Consider the following 16,798-nt stretch of genomic DNA (forward strand, 5'->3'; position numbering starts at 1 on the left):
GAATGGAAAGGAGACGAAAGATGAGACTGAAAGCAAGAGTGGTGTGGACATTTATCCTCGTTCTGCTCATGATTAATGCCGTTGTCATTGCATATGTATTAACAAAGTCACAAATGTCGCAGGCTTCTTCAAATGGGAAGAGCGGTGAAGAAATTGCTTCTATTGGGAAAGAGAAAGTCACACGTCAAGAATGGTTAAAGAAAATGGAAGACCGCTACGGAAAGGCAACACTTGAACAAATGATCAATCAGAAGGTAGTCAATCAGCTTGCGAAAGAAAACAAGCTGGAGGTATCTTCAAAAGAGATCAATCGTGAGCTGCTGATGCTGAAAGCGGTATCTAATAATTTCTATGAAGACGGTCATACAAGTGAAAAGGAATGGAAAGAGCAGATTCGTTATCAAATTTTATTAGAACAGCTTCTAACGAGAGATGCGGTCGTTTCTGAAAAAGAAGCCAAATCCTTTTATGAAAAAAACAAAGACTTGTATCAATATGATGACTCATACCGAATTCGCCACATTGTTGTGAAAACAAAAGACGAGGCACAAAGTGTATTAAAAGATTTAAAGGGCGGATCTAGTTTCGAAGCTGTAGCAGCTGAACGATCCACCGATCGATATACCTCTCCTTACGGCGGAGATCTTGGATTTGTCACAGAAGAGCAAGAAAGCATTCCAGCCCTATACATACAAGAAGCCCAAAAGCTTAAGCCAGATGAATGGACGAAAGAGCCGATCGAGATCAAAAATGGTTATGCCATCATACAATTAAAAGAAAAATTAAATGGCCGCTCCTTCTCTTATGAAGAAGTCAAAGATCAGATCAAAAGGCAGATCGCCATGGAAGATCTGGGTGAAAAGGCGAATGTCAAAACCCTGTGGAAAGAAGCAAAAGTCACATGGTTTTACGATGGAGAGCAGGACTAAAAGCATTGACAAAATTTTTCGAAATTGATAATTTAATATTAATACAATAAAATTACTCGGAGATAGAGGTGTTAGTGATGGCTCGTATTGCAAATTCAGTTTTTGAACTAATAGGAAATACACCAGTCGTTAAATTAAACCGTTTAGTAGATGAAGACAGTGCGGATGTCTACTTGAAACTTGAATATATGAACCCAGGCAGCAGTGTAAAAGATCGTATTGCGTTAGCGATGATCGAAGATGCTGAAGCAAAAGGTACATTAAAAGCTGGTGACACACTCATTGAGCCAACAAGTGGAAACACAGGAATCGGTCTTGCGATGGTCGCGGCTGCAAAAGGAATCAATGCGATTTTAGTTATGCCGGATACAATGAGTCAGGAGCGCCGCAACCTTTTACGCGCTTACGGTGCAGAGCTTGTATTAACACCGGGTGCAGAAGGAATGAAAGGTGCCATCAAAAAAGCAGAAGAATTAGCAGAAGAGCACGGATACTTCATGCCTCAGCAGTTCAGCAATGAAGCCAATGCTGAGATTCACCGCCGCACAACAGGGAAAGAGATTCTTGAACAGTTTGACGGCGACCTTGATGCATTTATTGCAGGAGTTGGTACGGGCGGTACGATTACAGGTGCTGGTGAAGTCCTGAAAGAAGCCATCCCATCTATTCAGCTTTATGCGGTAGAACCAACAGATTCTCCTGTACTATCAGGCGGGAAACCAGGTCCGCATAAAATTCAAGGCATCGGAGCAGGGTTTGTTCCGTCTATCTTAAACACAGAAGTATATGACGGCATTATCCAAGTGAAAAACGAAGATGCATTTGAACTTGCAAGAAAGGCAGCGAAAGAAGAAGGAATCCTTGGTGGTATATCTTCAGGAGCAGCCATTTATGCAGCGCTTCAAACAGCGAAGAAGCTTGGTAAAGGGAAAAAGGTTCTAGCGATTATTCCAAGTAATGGTGAACGTTACCTTAGTACGCCGCTTTATCAATTTGATTAAACAATACACCCCAGCATTTGCTGGGGTTTTTTCATGAATTCTGAAGATGGAAAGCAAATACTATTTTCTAATTAAAATGGATTGCATTACAATAAGATTAATGAAAATAAAAAAGGATGATTACATGACACAACGTAGGCCGATGGGCATCAAAATTCCTTTTACGAAAGATGCATTCTTGAAACGATACGAACAATTAACGGCTCATGAATCACATCACGTCCTTCTTGAAAGTGCACGTGGCGGAGAATACAGTATTGCCGGCATTCATCCGATCGCTAAAGCGAAAGGGAAGGACGGGATGACCACCATCCATTATCAGAATGAGGTGTTGTTCAAAGAGGGAGATCCTTTCAGGGCATTTGCTGATTGGTTTCAAACCCTACAAACCGAAACGAACGACGAATATCCTGACTTCCAAGGTGGAGCGATTGGATTTTTAAGCTATGATTACGCAAGATATATCGAGCATTTCAAAATGCTGTCCATCGATGATTTGAAGACGCCTGATTTGTATTTCCTCGTATTCAATGATGTCGCTGTCTTTGATCATAAAGAAGACGCCCTCTGGCTGATCACTCATACAGAAGGAGATGAACCTGTCAGTGAAGTTCATCAAAGACTCGAAGAATTAAAGCAAAGCTGGACAAGCACATCAGAAGAATCAGCACATTCACCTGTCAACGTGTCTTCTTCGGAATGTGTACCTGCTGCACCTTTTACTGAAGAAGCTTTCGGGGTAGCTGTAGAAACGATTAAACAATATATCGCGAACGGTGATGTGTTCCAAGTGAACCTATCCATTAGACAAGATGAACAGCTTCATACCCACCCATATCATTTATACAAAACATTACGTCACGTGAATCCATCTCCATATATGTCATATCTGCACACGCCAGATTTCCAAATTGTCTGTGGATCTCCAGAGCTGCTTATTAAGAAAAAAGGCATTCAGCTCGAAACAAGACCGATCGCTGGCACAAGATCAAGAGGCAAGGATGATGCGGAAGATCAAGCGCTGGCAAAAGAACTCATTGAAGATGAAAAAGAACGCGCAGAACATGTGATGCTCGTTGATCTTGAGCGGAATGATCTTGGACGAGTGTCTACTTATGGCTCAGTCAAGGTGAACGAGTTTATGGCCATTGAGAAATATTCACACGTGATGCACATTGTATCAAATGTCCAAGGGGAGCTGCGTGATGATTGTGATGCGGTAGATGTCATGAGAGCTGTATTCCCAGGCGGCACGATTACAGGTGCGCCAAAAGTGAGAACAATGGAAATCATAGAAGAACTTGAGCCAACAAGGCGTGGGCTTTATACTGGATCTATAGGCTGGTTTGGATTCAATCAAGATATGCATTTTAATATCGTCATTCGTACGGCTTATTGTACAGGGGGCAGAGCCTTCATGCAGTCAGGTGCAGGCATTGTCATCGATTCTGTACCAAAGCACGAATACAAAGAATCGATTAAAAAAGCCTATGCAGTGAAAAAAGCATTACAGTTGAGCAAAGAAGAGACTATTTTGAGTTAGAGGTGAGCAGAGTATGATATTAATGATTGATAATTACGATTCATTTACGTACAACCTGGTCCAGTATTTAGGTGAGCTTGGGGAAGAACTGATTGTAAAACGAAACGATCAAGTCACTATTCAAGAAATCGAAGAGCTCAAGCCTGACTTTCTGATGATTTCTCCAGGACCTTGCAGTCCGGATGAAGCAGGAATTAGTATGGAAGCGATCAAACATTTTGCTGGGAAGATTCCGATCTTCGGTGTCTGTTTAGGTCATCAATCCATTGCACAAGTATTTGGTGGAGATGTCATTCGTGCGGAGCGGTTAATGCATGGGAAAACATCAGAGATTGAACATGACGGCAAAGGTGTCTTCACGGGACTCCAAAATCCGCTCGTCGCAACGAGATATCATTCATTAATTGTTAAAGACGAGACGCTACCGGAGTGCTTTGTCAGAACAGCGAGAACAAAGGAAGGCGAACTCATGGCCATTCGCCATAAAGAACTTCCGATTGAAAGTGTTCAATTCCATCCAGAATCGATTATGACGTCCTTCGGTAAAGAAATGCTCAGAAATTTCATTGAAACCTATCGTAAAAAGGGGAATGAAGTAAACGCATGATCATTTACCTGAACGGTCAGTATATAGAGGAGAAAGACGCGACTCTTTCTCCTTTTGATCATGGTTTTCTATATGGCATCGGTGTATTCGAAACATTTACCTCTCTAGCAGGACAAGTCTTCTTGTTAGACTGGCATCTTGAAAGGCTCAATCAATCATTGCGTGACCTTTGCATCGAATCCACAATAGAGAAACCATTTGTACTCGACATCATTCATACATTATTCAATCAAAACCAAATAACGGACGGTTATGCGAGGATCCGCTTCAACGTTTCTGCGGGCAGAGGCAATGGATTTTCTGCAGACCCTTATGAGGAGCCTGTTGTTTTTGTGATGATCTCCCCATTCCGGCCAGAATCAATAGTAGATGAAAAACAGGGAATCATTCTTGATACAAGAAGAAACACACCGGAAGGTCCAAGACGGCTCAAGTCGCATCATTACATGAACAACCTGCTGGCGAAAAGAGAAGTAGGGAACGATCCGTCTGTAGAAGGGATCTTTTTAACAAAAGAAGACGATGTGGCAGAAGGAATTACGTCAAATCTATTTTGGCGAAAAAAAGATGTGATCTATACACCTTCACTTGATACCGGCATTTTAAACGGGGTTACCCGTCGATATTGTATCGAAACGCTGCGAGCTTCGGGGATCTCACTAATAGAAGGAAGATATCCACTTTCACACTTGCTCTCAGCTGATGAGGCGTGGATGACCAATTCGGTTCAGGGAATTGTGCCTTTTAAAAATATCGGAGACACCGTCCTGCAAAACCACAACCGAACGATTTCGACCAAGCTGAGAACAGAATATACAAAAGCACGTCTAGACTATAAAGAGTAGGTGGACACAATGACACAACAATTGATAAAACAGCCTAAAATCATACAAGCCAAGCACCATACCCTTAGTTATGAAGAAAAGACATTGGTCATGGGCATTTTAAATGTCACACCGGACTCTTTTTCAGATGGAGGAAAATTCAATCAAATGGATAAAGCGCTGGTTCATGCAGCGCAGCTCATAGAAGATGGGGCGCATATTATTGATATTGGCGGTGAATCGACTCGGCCGGGAGCGGCACTTGTCTCAGAGCAAGAGGAGCTTTCAAGGGTCATTCCTGTCATTGAGAAGATCACAAAAGAATTGGACATACCTATTTCTATTGATACGTATAAAGCCCATGTCGCAGATGAGGCAGTGAAAGCAGGAGCCTCAATCATTAATGATGTATGGGGGGCGAAAGCTGATCCTCAAATGGCGCATGTGGCAGCGAAGCACAACGTGCCAATCATCTTAATGCACAATCGACCAGAGCGGAATTACACCCATCTGATTTCAGATATGATTGCAGATCTGAAAGAAAGTGTTCAAATTGTGAAACAAGCGGGTGTCCGTGATGACATGATTATATTAGACCCTGGTGTAGGATTTGCGAAAAATAAAACTGACAACCTCATGGTCATGAATGAACTTGAACATTTTTGTCACCTTGGGTATCCGCTGCTGCTAGCAACATCCCGCAAACGATTCATCGGTGCAGTTTTAGACCTGCCGCCTGAAGAACGTACTGAAGGAACGGGTGCAACGGTCTGTCTTGGGATTCAAAAGGGCAGCGCAATGGTCCGAGTGCACGATGTAAAAGAAATCGCAAGAATGGCAAAAATGATGGATGCCATGCTGAATAAAGGAGGCGCTTATCATCGATAAAGTATATGTAAACGGAATGGAATTTTACGGCTATCACGGTGTATTTGCAGAAGAGAATAAACTAGGCCAGCGCTTTCGTGTGGACCTAACAGCTTCACTTGATTTAAGTAAGGCAGGACAAACGGATGACCTAAATGAGACCATCAACTATGCTGAGCTCTACAACATCTGCAAAAATATTGTAGAAGGAGTCCCAGTGAACCTCGTTGAAACGCTGACGGAAAGAATTGCAAATCAAGTGTTAAAGGACTTTTCGACAGTTCAAGAATGTACAGTAAAAGTAATCAAACCAGATCCGCCAATTCCAGGACACTATCAGTCCGTTGCCATTGAAATGACGAGATCACGCGCATGAACAATACAGCATATATCGCTTTAGGCTCAAACATAGGAAAAAAGGAAACATACTTAAAAGAAGCTGTCAAAAAACTTCACGAACATCCAGGTGTTCAAGTTGAATCCATTTCATCTATATATGAGACAACACCTGTAGGCTACGAGAATCAGGATGACTTCTTGAACATGGCTGTGAAGATTTCCACCTCGCTTCGTCCTGAAGAACTTCTATCACTGACTCAGAACATTGAGCAGGAGTTAGGCAGAACAAGAGAAGTGAGGTGGGGTCCACGGACAGCTGACCTTGACATTTTACTTTATAATCGTGAAAATATTGAAACAGAACAACTTGTAGTGCCGCATCCTAGAATGTACGAACGTTTATTCGTTCTTGTTCCGATGAGTGAGATTTGCCCAGAAATCGGCGAAGCCCAGATAAACGCCGTAACAGACCAAGAAGGTGTAAGCATATGGAAAAAGACATGTGGGGTAGAAGAATTCGTGCATACCGAAAGCTAAAAGGGTATACTCAGGAAGGGTTCGCCAAAAGACTGGGCATCTCTGTCTCTGTCTTAGGGGAAATTGAGCGAGGCAATCGATTACCAACAAACCAAATGGTTGGTCAAATAGCAGATGCTTTAAATATAACGGTGGAAGAACTTTCACCAATTCTTGAAGAAGAAAGGAGGGGACATGATGTTTAAAATCGGAGATATCGAAATTAAAAACAAAGTAGTGCTCGCACCAATGGCTGGTGTGTGTAACTCTGCTTTCAGACTCACGGTGAAAGAGTTTGGAGCGGGCTTAGTCTGCGCTGAAATGGTCAGTGACAAAGCGATCTTGATTAATAATGCCAGAACGATGGGCATGCTGTACATTGATGAACGTGAAAAACCGTTGAGCCTTCAGATATTTGGGGGAGAAAAGGACACGCTCGTAGAAGCGGCCAAGTTTGTAGACCAGAATACAACGGCGGACATTATTGATATTAATATGGGATGTCCTGTACCAAAGATCACGAAATGTGATGCAGGAGCGAAATGGCTGCTTGATCCAAACAAGATTTATGAAATGGTCTCTGCTGTTGTAGATGCTGTAGATAAACCTGTTACGGTGAAAATGAGAATGGGCTGGGACGAAGACCATATCTTCGCTATCGACAATGCCCGTGCTGTTGAACGAGCAGGTGGACAAGCGGTTGCGCTTCACGGACGGACACGTGTGCAGATGTACGAAGGAACAGCGAATTGGGATATTATAAAAGAGGTCAAACAATCTGTTTCCATTCCAGTCATCGGCAATGGAGATGTCAAAACCCCTCAGGATGCAAAACGTATGCTTGATGAAACGGGTGCAGATGCTGTCATGATCGGAAGAGCCGCACTAGGAAACCCGTGGATGATTTACCGGACGGTTCATTATTTAGAAACGGGTGAACTAAAAGAAGAGCCTAATGTGCGTGAGAAAATGTCTGTGTGCAAACTTCACTTAGACAGACTCATAGACCTGAAAGGCGAGCATGTGGCTGTCAGAGAAATGAGAAAACATGCAGCATGGTACTTAAAAGGTGTCCGAGGCAATGCAGATGTAAGAAACCAAATCAATCAAAGTGAAACGAGAGCGGAGCTTGTAAAAGTTCTAGATGACTTTACGATCGAAGCCGAGGCAAAAGAGCTTCAAAGAATAAAAGTAGGATAAGACTATCTTTCTTTTTGTAGCTCACTGCTAGTGCACGTACTGGCAGTTTTTCTGCTTTTCTCTGCAAAATACATTATTGGAGTGATATAAATGAGTAATGAAGGGCTTAATAACGAAGAATTAAATGATCAATTCCAAGTAAGACGTGACAAAATGAATAAAATGAGAGAAGAGGGTATCGATCCATTCGGTGAACGATATGACCGTTCTCATCAATCTGCACAAATTATTGCTGAATATGACGAGTTTTCAAAAGAAGACTTAGAAGAAAAAGCAGCTCAAGTAACAATTGCTGGCCGTATGATGACAAAGCGTGGAAAAGGGAAAGCTGGCTTTGCACACATTCAAGACTTAGAAGGACAAATTCAAATCTATGTACGTAAAGATAGTGTAGGAGAAGAAGCTTACGAATTATTCAAAAGCTCGGACCTAGGCGATATTATCGGTGTGACGGGAACCGTATTTAAAACGAATGTAGGAGAACTTTCAATTAAAGCGACTAGCTTTGAGGTTCTGACAAAAGCACTTCGCCCGCTCCCTGATAAATATCACGGACTAAAAGATGTAGAACAACGCTATCGTCAGCGTTACCTTGACTTGATTGTCAATCCAGAAAGTAAGCAGACGTTCATCATGCGAAGCAAAATCATTCAATCAATGAGAAGATACTTAGATTCAAAAGGATACCTAGAAGTTGAAACACCAACAATGCATAGCATCCCTGGTGGTGCATCAGCGCGTCCTTTCATTACTCATCACAATGCACTTGATATGCCGCTTTATATGCGTATTGCGATCGAGCTGCATTTAAAACGTCTGATTGTCGGTGGTCTAGAGAAAGTATATGAGATTGGCCGTGTATTCCGTAATGAAGGTGTATCGACTCGTCACAACCCAGAATTCACTATGATCGAGCTGTATGAAGCATACGCAGACTACAAAGACATCATGAATCTGACAGAAAACCTGATTGCTCATATTGCCCAAGAGGTGCTAGGGACAACAACCATTCAATATGGAGAAGATGAAATTGATCTCAAACCTGAATGGAAGAGACTTCATATGGTTGAAGCGGTCAAAGAAGCAACAGGTGTAGACTTCTGGCAGGAGATGTCTGTTGAAGAAGCAAAACAGCATGCGGCTGATCATGGTGTTGAAATCACGAAAAATATGACAGTAGGTCATATTATCAATGAGTTCTTCGAGCAAAAAGTAGAAGAAACATTGGTTCAGCCTACATTCATTTACGGACACCCAGTGGAGATTTCTCCATTAGCTAAGAAAAATCCTGAAGACCCGCGCTTTACTGATCGCTTTGAGCTGTTTATCGTACGCCGCGAGCATGCAAATGCATTCACAGAGCTAAACGATCCGATCGATCAAAGAGAACGCTTTGAAGCTCAATTAAAAGAACGTGAAGAAGGAAACGACGAAGCACATCTAATGGATGACGATTTTGTTGAAGCGTTAGAATACGGTATGCCTCCAACAGGTGGTCTAGGAATCGGAATCGACCGATTAATCATGCTTTTAACAAATTCTCCATCAATCAGAGATGTACTGCTTTTCCCACAAATGAGAAACCGCTAATACATCAACCAAAGCGCCATTTTATTTATGGCGCTTTCTATTTTTCATAAAATGAAACTTTTTTTAAAAAAACTATTGCAAGGAAAGAATCCAGATGGTATATTATTATTCGTTGCCGCAAAACAGCAACGAGGTTGAAAAAAGAAAATGAAAAAAGTTCTTGACTTCAACCGAAGCGAAATGTTAAGATATTAAAGTCGCTTACGAGCGATAAAGAAAATGATCTTTGAAAACTAAACAAGACAAAACGTACCTGTTAATTCGAGTTTTTATAAAAAAATCCTATGATATTTCATAGGTAGTCAGTCAAACTGGCGAAAAACAAAACTTCGGTTTTGAACTTTTTCGGAGAGTTTGATCCTGGCTCAGGACGAACGCTGGCGGCGTGCCTAATACATGCAAGTCGAGCGGACAGAAGGGAGCTTGCTCCCGGATGTTAGCGGCGGACGGGTGAGTAACACGTGGGTAACCTGCCTGTAAGACTGGGATAACTCCGGGAAACCGGAGCTAATACCGGATAGTTCCTTGAACCGCATGGTTCAAGGATGAAAGACGGTTTCGGCTGTCACTTACAGATGGACCCGCGGCGCATTAGCTAGTTGGTGAGGTAACGGCTCACCAAGGCGACGATGCGTAGCCGACCTGAGAGGGTGATCGGCCACACTGGGACTGAGACACGGCCCAGACTCCTACGGGAGGCAGCAGTAGGGAATCTTCCGCAATGGACGAAAGTCTGACGGAGCAACGCCGCGTGAGTGATGAAGGTTTTCGGATCGTAAAGCTCTGTTGTTAGGGAAGAACAAGTGCAAGAGTAACTGCTTGCACCTTGACGGTACCTAACCAGAAAGCCACGGCTAACTACGTGCCAGCAGCCGCGGTAATACGTAGGTGGCAAGCGTTGTCCGGAATTATTGGGCGTAAAGGGCTCGCAGGCGGTTTCTTAAGTCTGATGTGAAAGCCCCCGGCTCAACCGGGGAGGGTCATTGGAAACTGGGAAACTTGAGTGCAGAAGAGGAGAGTGGAATTCCACGTGTAGCGGTGAAATGCGTAGAGATGTGGAGGAACACCAGTGGCGAAGGCGACTCTCTGGTCTGTAACTGACGCTGAGGAGCGAAAGCGTGGGGAGCGAACAGGATTAGATACCCTGGTAGTCCACGCCGTAAACGATGAGTGCTAAGTGTTAGGGGGTTTCCGCCCCTTAGTGCTGCAGCTAACGCATTAAGCACTCCGCCTGGGGAGTACGGTCGCAAGACTGAAACTCAAAGGAATTGACGGGGGCCCGCACAAGCGGTGGAGCATGTGGTTTAATTCGAAGCAACGCGAAGAACCTTACCAGGTCTTGACATCCTCTGACAACCCTAGAGATAGGGCTTTCCCTTCGGGGACAGAGTGACAGGTGGTGCATGGTTGTCGTCAGCTCGTGTCGTGAGATGTTGGGTTAAGTCCCGCAACGAGCGCAACCCTTGATCTTAGTTGCCAGCATTTAGTTGGGCACTCTAAGGTGACTGCCGGTGACAAACCGGAGGAAGGTGGGGATGACGTCAAATCATCATGCCCCTTATGACCTGGGCTACACACGTGCTACAATGGACAGAACAAAGGGCTGCGAGACCGCAAGGTTTAGCCAATCCCATAAATCTGTTCTCAGTTCGGATCGCAGTCTGCAACTCGACTGCGTGAAGCTGGAATCGCTAGTAATCGCGGATCAGCATGCCGCGGTGAATACGTTCCCGGGCCTTGTACACACCGCCCGTCACACCACGAGAGTTTGCAACACCCGAAGTCGGTGAGGTAACCTTTATGGAGCCAGCCGCCGAAGGTGGGGCAGATGATTGGGGTGAAGTCGTAACAAGGTAGCCGTATCGGAAGGTGCGGCTGGATCACCTCCTTTCTAAGGATATATGGAGCAGCGTGCGTTTTCGTCTTGTTTAGTTTTGAAGGATCATTCCTTCAAACATGTCTCTAGCGAGACAGGATTGTTCTTTGAAAACTAGATAACAATAAGTAATACATTCACATTGAATGCAATGCAAAGTTCATCACACATAGTGATTCTTTCTAAAGTAAGAAATGGTTAAGTTAGAAAGGGCGCACGGTGGATGCCTTGGCACTAGGAGCCGATGAAGGACGGGACGAACACCGATATGCTTCGGGGAGCTGTAAGCAAGCTTTGATCCGGAGATTTCCGAATGGGGAAACCCACTGCTCGTAATGGAGTAGTATCCATACTTGAATACATAGAGTATGAGAAGGCATACCCGGGGAACTGAAACATCTAAGTACCCGGAGGAAGAGAAAGCAAATGCGATTCCCTGAGTAGCGGCGAGCGAAACGGGAACAGCCCAAACCAAGAGGCTTGCCTCTTGGGGTTGTAGGACACTCTATACGGAGTTACAAAGGAACGATATAAGCGAAGAGGTCTGGAAAGGCCCGCCAAAGAAGGTAACAGCCCTGTAACTGAAATGTTGTTCTCTCCAGAGTGGATCCTGAGTACGGCGGAACACGTGAAATTCCGTCGGAATCCGGGAGGACCATCTCCCAAGGCTAAATACTCCCTAGTGACCGATAGTGAACCAGTACCGTGAGGGAAAGGTGAAAAGCACCCCGGAAGGGGAGTGAAATAGATCCTGAAACCGTGTGCCTACAAGTAGTCAGAGCCCGTTAACGGGTGATGGCGTGCCTTTTGTAGAATGAACCGGCGAGTTACGATCCCGTGCAAGGTTAAGCAGAAGATGCGGAGCCGCAGCGAAAGCGAGTCTGAATAGGGCGCATGAGTACGTGGTCGTAGACCCGAAACCAGGTGATCTACCCATGTCCAGGGTGAAGTTCAGGTAACACTGAATGGAGGCCCGAACCCACGCACGTTGAAAAGTGCGGGGATGAGGTGTGGGTAGGGGTGAAATGCCAATCGAACCTGGAGATAGCTGGTTCTCTCCGAAATAGCTTTAGGGCTAGCCTCAAGGTAAGAGTCTCGGAGGTAGAGCACTGATTGGACTAGGGGCCCCTACCGGGTTACCGAATTCAGTCAAACTCCGAATGCCGATGACTTATCCTTGGGAGTCAGACTGCGAGTGATAAGATCCGTAGTCGAAAGGGAAACAGCCCAGACCGCCAGCTAAGGTCCCAAAGTATACGTTAAGTGGAAAAGGATGTGGAGTTGCTTAGACAACCAGGATGTTGGCTTAGAAGCAGCCACCATTTAAAGAGTGCGTAATAGCTCACTGGTCGAGTGACTCTGCGCCGAAAATGTACCGGGGCTAAACGTATCACCGAAGCTGCGGACTGTTCTTACGAACAGTGGTAGGAGAGCGTTCTAAGTGCAGTGAAGTCAGACCGGAAGGACTGGTGGAGCGCTTAGAAGTGAGAATGCCGGTATGAGTAGCGAAAGACGGGTGAGAATCCCGTCCACCGAATGCCTAAGGTTTCCTGAGGAAGGCTCGTCCGCTCAGGGTTAGTCGGGACCTAAGCCGAGGCCGAAAGGCGTAGGCGATGGACAACAGGTTGATATTCCTGTACCACCTCCTCACCATTTGAGCAATGGGGGGACGCAGGAGGATAGGGTAAGCGCGGTATTGGATATCCGCGTCCAAGCAGTTAGGCTGGGAAATAGGCAAATCCGTTTCCCGTGAAGGCTGAGCTGTGATGGCGAGCGAAATTTAGTAGCGAAGTTCCTGATTCCACACTGCCAAGAAAAGCCTCTAGCGAGGTGAGAGGTGCCCGTACCGCAAACCGACACAGGTAGGCGAGGAGAGAATCCTAAGGTGATCGAGAGAACTCTCGTTAAGGAACTCGGCAAAATGACCCCGTAACTTCGGGAGAAGGGGTGCTTCTTAGGGTGTTAAAGCCCCGAGAAGCCGCAGTGAATAGGCCCAGGCGACTGTTTAGCAAAAACACAGGTCTCTGCGAAGCCGTAAGGCGAAGTATAGGGGCTGACGCCTGCCCGGTGCTGGAAGGTTAAGAGGAGCGCTTAGCGTAAGCGAAGGTGCGAATTGAAGCCCCAGTAAACGGCGGCCGTAACTATAACGGTCCTAAGGTAGCGAAATTCCTTGTCGGGTAAGTTCCGACCCGCACGAAAGGCGCAACGATCTGGGCACTGTCTCAACGAGAGACTCGGTGAAATTATAGTACCTGTGAAGATGCAGGTTACCCGCGACAGGACGGAAAGACCCCGTGGAGCTTTACTGCAGCCTGATATTGAATGTTGGTACAGCTTGTACAGGATAGGTAGGAGCCTTGGAAACCGGAGCGCTAGCTTCGGTGGAGGCATCGGTGGGATACTACCCTGGCTGTATTGACCTTCTAACCCGCTGCCCTTATCGGGCAGGGAGACAGTGTCAGGTGGGCAGTTTGACTGGGGCGGTCGCCTCCTAAAATGTAACGGAGGCGCCCAAAGGTTCCCTCAGAATGGTTGGAAATCATTCGCAGAGTGTAAAGGCACAAGGGAGCTTGACTGCGAGACCTACAAGTCGAGCAGGGACGAAAGTCGGGCTTAGTGATCCGGTGGTTCCGCATGGAAGGGCCATCGCTCAACGGATAAAAGCTACCCCGGGGATAACAGGCTTATCTCCCCCAAGAGTCCACATCGACGGGGAGGTTTGGCACCTCGATGTCGGCTCATCGCATCCTGGGGCTGTAGTCGGTCCCAAGGGTTGGGCTGTTCGCCCATTAAAGCGGTACGCGAGCTGGGTTCAGAACGTCGTGAGACAGTTCGGTCCCTATCCGTCGCGGGCGCAGGAAATTTGAGAGGAGCTGTCCTTAGTACGAGAGGACCGGGATGGACGCACCGCTGGTGTACCAGTTGTTCTGCCAAGGGCATCGCTGGGTAGCTATGTGCGGACGGGATAAGTGCTGAAAGCATCTAAGCATGAAGCCCCCCTCAAGATGAGATTTCCCATTCCGCAAGGAAGTAAGATCCCTGAAAGATGATCAGGTTGATAGGTCTGAGGTGGAAGCGTGGTGACACGTGGAGCTGACAGATACTAATAGATCGAGGACTTAACCTATATTCTAATGTGAAAAATGAACGTTGTTATCTAGTTTTGAGAGAACATTCTCTCCATCAGGTTTGGTGGCGATAGCGAAGAGGTCACACCCGTTCCCATACCGAACACGGAAGTTAAGCTCTTCAGCGCCGATGGTAGTTGGGGGTTTCCCCCTGTGAGAGTAGGACGCCGCCAAGCTTTTCAAAGGATCAGTTCCAGTCGGAACTGGTCTTTTTTGTGTTTTAATAAATGATATATCTATTTATATTGAAAATAGTGGTCTTTCACTACATTCTCAATAACTCATTGATTTCATCCCCTTCACTGGAATTCTAGACATTCTATAAAATTCTTATCATTCAATCTCGTCGCTCGCTCATCTTGCTAAGAGTCAACATCAAAAGAGTAAACATGTCTAAAAAGGATCTTCTCCTCTGGCAACCATATGTAGCGAACTGCGCTTGCTGCTAGATCATTGAAACCTACATAAGAGAGCAAAGGGCATCTTGGTTTTCTAATGAGAGAGAGGAAGAAGATTTGAGTTAAGCAACAAAATAATTGATGATGCAAGGGAACATTATCAATTGAATATAAAGCAAATATACAAAATGGTTTCTCGGAAAAATAAAATAATAAAAAAATTCGTTTCTATATGCACGTTATCTGAGGATTTAAGGAATAAAACAAACATTTTTCAGCTTTAAAAGAGCTGTTTTTACTTTGAGAAAGCGCTATTAATACCCTTTTTAACAAAAAAACATAAAAAAATGAAAAAAAGGCTTTTAAAATGAAGAGACAAGTGGTAAACTTCTTTAGGTGCCTTAACGAAAAGATGTGAAAAAACAGCTTTAAAATAAATTCAAAAATTATTTTAAAAAAGTCTTTACAAACAATATCTTATCGTTATATAATACTATTTGTCAGATCGAGAGACATTCGAAACGACACAATATGGAGGATTAGCTCAGCTGGGAGAGCATCTGCCTTACAAGCAGAGGGTCGGCGGTTCGAGCCCGTCATCCTCCACCATATTTATTCTTACATAATGTTAGGATAGATAAAGCCGGTGTAGCTCAACTGGTAGAGCAACTGACTTGTAATCAGTAGGTTGGGGGTTCAAGTCCTCTTGCCGGCACCACTTTCATATGGTAAGATAGACAAGTCGCTTTAAAAGCGAGCCATTAGCTCAGTTGGTAGAGCATCTGACTTTTAATCAGAGGGTCGAAGGTTCGAGTCCTTCATGGCTCACCATTTTCATGCGGGTGTGGCGGAATTGGCAGACGCGCTAGACTTAGGATCTAGTGTCTTTATGACGTGGGGGTTCAAGTCCCTTCACCCGCATTGCCAAACAACATAAAGAAATCCTGTAATGCGGAAGTAGTTCAGTGGTAGAACACCACCTTGCCAAGGTGGGGGTCGCGGGTTCGAATCCCGTCTTCCGCTTATACCATCCACGCCGGGGTGGTGGAATTGGCAGACACACAGGACTTAAAATCCTGCGGTAGGTGACTACCGTGCCGGTTCAAGTCCGGCCCTCGGCATTATAAAATAAGCGCCCGTAGCTCAATTGGATAGAGCGTTTGACTACGGATCAAAAGGTTAGGGGTTCGACTCCTCTCGGGCGCGCCATTAAGATCGGGAAGTAGCTCAGCTTGGTAGAGCACTTGGTTTGGGACCAAGGGGTCGCAGGTTCGAATCCTGTCTTCCCGACCATCTTTTATGGGGCCTTAGCTCAGCTGGGAGAGCGCCTGCCTTGCACGCAGGAGGTCAGCGGTTCGATCCCGCTAGGCTCCACCAATATGATCTTTGAAAACTAAACAAGACAAAACGTACCTGTTAATTCGAGTTTTTATAAAAAAATCCTATGATACATCATAGGTAGTCAGTCAAACGCTGACGAAAAACAAAACTTCGGTTTTGTACTTTTTCGGAGAGTTTGATCCTGGCTCAGGACGAACGCTGGCGGCGTGCCTAATACATGCAAGTCGAGCGGACAGAAGGGAGCTTGCTCCCGGATGTTAGCGGCGGACGGGTGAGTAACACGTGGGTAACCTGCCTGTAAGACTGGGATAACTCCGGGAAACCGGAGCTAATACCGGATAGTTCCTTGAACCGCATGGTTCAAGGATGAAAGACGGTTTCGGCTGTCACTTACAGATGGACCCGCGGCGCATTAGCTAGTTGGTGAGGTAACGGCTCACCAAGGCGACGATGCGTAGCCGACCTGAGAGGGTGATCGGCCACACTGGGACTGAGACACGGCCCAGACTCCTACGGGAGGCAGCAGTAGGGAATCTTCCGCAATGGACGAAAGTCTGACGGAGCAACGCCGCGTGAGTGATGAAGGTTTTCGGATCGTAAAGCTCTGTTGTTAGGGAAGAACAAGTGCAAGAGTAACTG

Annotated in this window: 11 protein-coding genes, 9 tRNA genes and 4 rRNA genes; all 24 read left to right on the forward strand. The window is 45.4% G+C overall.

Features of this window, described 5'->3' with window-relative positions:
- Nucleotides 1-20 precede the first annotated feature (20 nt).
- Nucleotides 21-929 carry a peptidyl-prolyl cis-trans isomerase gene (locus tag LCD32_RS19065; protein ID WP_035391546.1) on the forward strand — a complete coding sequence of 303 codons (909 nt, stop codon included), beginning with the start codon at nucleotides 21-23 and terminating at the stop codon, nucleotides 927-929.
- A 77-nt stretch (nucleotides 930-1,006) separates the two neighbouring features.
- On the forward strand, nucleotides 1,007-1,930 hold the full coding sequence (cysK, locus tag LCD32_RS19070) for a cysteine synthase A (protein WP_008341814.1): 924 nt from the start codon (nucleotides 1,007-1,009) through the stop codon (nucleotides 1,928-1,930).
- A 124-nt stretch (nucleotides 1,931-2,054) separates the two neighbouring features.
- Nucleotides 2,055-3,473, forward strand: a complete 1,419-nt coding sequence (locus LCD32_RS19075; RefSeq protein WP_017366445.1) for an anthranilate synthase component I family protein — start codon at nucleotides 2,055-2,057, stop codon at nucleotides 3,471-3,473.
- Between the two features lie 13 nt (nucleotides 3,474-3,486).
- Entirely contained in the window at nucleotides 3,487-4,080 is a 594-nt protein-coding gene (gene pabA, locus LCD32_RS19080) for an aminodeoxychorismate/anthranilate synthase component II (RefSeq protein WP_007496162.1), read from the forward strand.
- On the forward strand, nucleotides 4,077-4,925 hold the full coding sequence (gene pabC / locus LCD32_RS19085; RefSeq protein WP_060780673.1) for an aminodeoxychorismate lyase: 849 nt from the start codon (nucleotides 4,077-4,079) through the stop codon (nucleotides 4,923-4,925). Before pabA ends, pabC begins: the two co-directional genes overlap by 4 nt.
- Nucleotides 4,926-4,934: 9 nt before the next feature.
- Nucleotides 4,935-5,792, forward strand: coding sequence for a dihydropteroate synthase (gene folP, locus LCD32_RS19090; RefSeq protein WP_224564526.1), 858 nt, complete (start codon nucleotides 4,935-4,937; stop codon nucleotides 5,790-5,792).
- Nucleotides 5,785-6,147 (forward strand): dihydroneopterin aldolase, encoded by a 363-nt coding sequence (gene folB, locus LCD32_RS19095; RefSeq protein ID WP_082181626.1) that lies wholly within the window; start codon nucleotides 5,785-5,787, stop codon nucleotides 6,145-6,147. Before folP ends, folB begins: the two co-directional genes overlap by 8 nt.
- The gene (folK, locus tag LCD32_RS19100) at nucleotides 6,144-6,647 is read left to right on the forward strand and encodes a 2-amino-4-hydroxy-6-hydroxymethyldihydropteridine diphosphokinase (RefSeq protein WP_007496156.1); all 504 of its coding nucleotides are present in this window, start codon (nucleotides 6,144-6,146) and stop codon (nucleotides 6,645-6,647) included. Before folB ends, folK begins: the two co-directional genes overlap by 4 nt.
- Nucleotides 6,599-6,832, forward strand: coding sequence for a helix-turn-helix domain-containing protein (locus tag LCD32_RS19105; protein ID WP_008341798.1), 234 nt, complete (start codon nucleotides 6,599-6,601; stop codon nucleotides 6,830-6,832). Before folK ends, LCD32_RS19105 begins: the two co-directional genes overlap by 49 nt.
- On the forward strand, nucleotides 6,825-7,826 hold the full coding sequence (dusB, locus tag LCD32_RS19110; RefSeq protein ID WP_035391540.1) for a tRNA dihydrouridine synthase DusB: 1,002 nt from the start codon (nucleotides 6,825-6,827) through the stop codon (nucleotides 7,824-7,826). Before LCD32_RS19105 ends, dusB begins: the two co-directional genes overlap by 8 nt.
- Before the next feature lie 90 nt (nucleotides 7,827-7,916).
- On the forward strand, nucleotides 7,917-9,416 hold the full coding sequence (gene lysS, locus LCD32_RS19115; RefSeq protein ID WP_025206611.1) for a lysine--tRNA ligase: 1,500 nt from the start codon (nucleotides 7,917-7,919) through the stop codon (nucleotides 9,414-9,416).
- 342 nt (nucleotides 9,417-9,758) lie between these two features.
- Nucleotides 9,759-11,307, forward strand: a 16S ribosomal RNA gene (locus LCD32_RS19120).
- A gap of 181 nt (nucleotides 11,308-11,488) precedes the next feature.
- A 23S ribosomal RNA gene (locus LCD32_RS19125) occupies nucleotides 11,489-14,419 on the forward strand.
- 61 nt (nucleotides 14,420-14,480) lie between these two features.
- Nucleotides 14,481-14,596: ribosomal RNA gene (gene rrf, locus LCD32_RS19130) — 5S ribosomal RNA — on the forward strand.
- A gap of 755 nt (nucleotides 14,597-15,351) precedes the next feature.
- A tRNA-Val gene (locus LCD32_RS19135) sits at nucleotides 15,352-15,427 on the forward strand.
- A gap of 33 nt (nucleotides 15,428-15,460) precedes the next feature.
- Nucleotides 15,461-15,536, forward strand: a tRNA-Thr gene (locus LCD32_RS19140).
- Between the two features lie 37 nt (nucleotides 15,537-15,573).
- A tRNA-Lys gene (locus LCD32_RS19145) sits at nucleotides 15,574-15,649 on the forward strand.
- Nucleotides 15,650-15,656: 7 nt separating this feature from the next.
- Nucleotides 15,657-15,739 (forward strand) — tRNA-Leu (locus tag LCD32_RS19150).
- A 30-nt stretch (nucleotides 15,740-15,769) separates the two neighbouring features.
- Nucleotides 15,770-15,841: transfer RNA gene (locus tag LCD32_RS19155), tRNA-Gly, on the forward strand.
- A 12-nt stretch (nucleotides 15,842-15,853) separates the two neighbouring features.
- Nucleotides 15,854-15,939 (forward strand) — tRNA-Leu (locus LCD32_RS19160).
- A gap of 11 nt (nucleotides 15,940-15,950) precedes the next feature.
- A tRNA-Arg gene (locus LCD32_RS19165) sits at nucleotides 15,951-16,027 on the forward strand.
- Between the two features lie 7 nt (nucleotides 16,028-16,034).
- Nucleotides 16,035-16,111, forward strand: a tRNA-Pro gene (locus LCD32_RS19170).
- A gap of 8 nt (nucleotides 16,112-16,119) precedes the next feature.
- Nucleotides 16,120-16,195, forward strand: a tRNA-Ala gene (locus tag LCD32_RS19175).
- A 127-nt stretch (nucleotides 16,196-16,322) separates the two neighbouring features.
- A 16S ribosomal RNA gene (locus tag LCD32_RS19180) occupies nucleotides 16,323-16,798 on the forward strand; the annotation flags it as partial.

This window comes from Bacillus sp. RSS_NA_20, assembly GCF_020165915.1.
GTDB classification, from domain to species: Bacteria; Bacillota; Bacilli; order Bacillales; family Bacillaceae; genus Bacillus; species Bacillus altitudinis.

What these genes read in the sequence shown, in the direction of transcription:
- LCD32_RS19065 (WP_035391546.1), top strand. Translation starts at nt 21, where the DNA reads ATGAGACTGAAAGCAAGAGTGGTGTGGACATTTATCCTCGTTCTGCTC.
- cysK (WP_008341814.1), top strand. Translation starts at nt 1,007, where the DNA reads ATGGCTCGTATTGCAAATTCAGTTTTTGAACTAATAGGAAATACACCA.
- LCD32_RS19075 (WP_017366445.1), top strand. Translation starts at nt 2,055, where the DNA reads ATGACACAACGTAGGCCGATGGGCATCAAAATTCCTTTTACGAAAGAT.
- pabA (WP_007496162.1), top strand. Translation starts at nt 3,487, where the DNA reads ATGATATTAATGATTGATAATTACGATTCATTTACGTACAACCTGGTC.
- pabC (WP_060780673.1), top strand. Translation starts at nt 4,077, where the DNA reads ATGATCATTTACCTGAACGGTCAGTATATAGAGGAGAAAGACGCGACT.
- folP (WP_224564526.1), top strand. Translation starts at nt 4,935, where the DNA reads ATGACACAACAATTGATAAAACAGCCTAAAATCATACAAGCCAAGCAC.
- folK (WP_007496156.1), top strand. Translation starts at nt 6,144, where the DNA reads ATGAACAATACAGCATATATCGCTTTAGGCTCAAACATAGGAAAAAAG.
- LCD32_RS19105 (WP_008341798.1), top strand. Translation starts at nt 6,599, where the DNA reads ATGGAAAAAGACATGTGGGGTAGAAGAATTCGTGCATACCGAAAGCTA.
- dusB (WP_035391540.1), top strand. Translation starts at nt 6,825, where the DNA reads ATGTTTAAAATCGGAGATATCGAAATTAAAAACAAAGTAGTGCTCGCA.
- lysS (WP_025206611.1), top strand. Translation starts at nt 7,917, where the DNA reads ATGAGTAATGAAGGGCTTAATAACGAAGAATTAAATGATCAATTCCAA.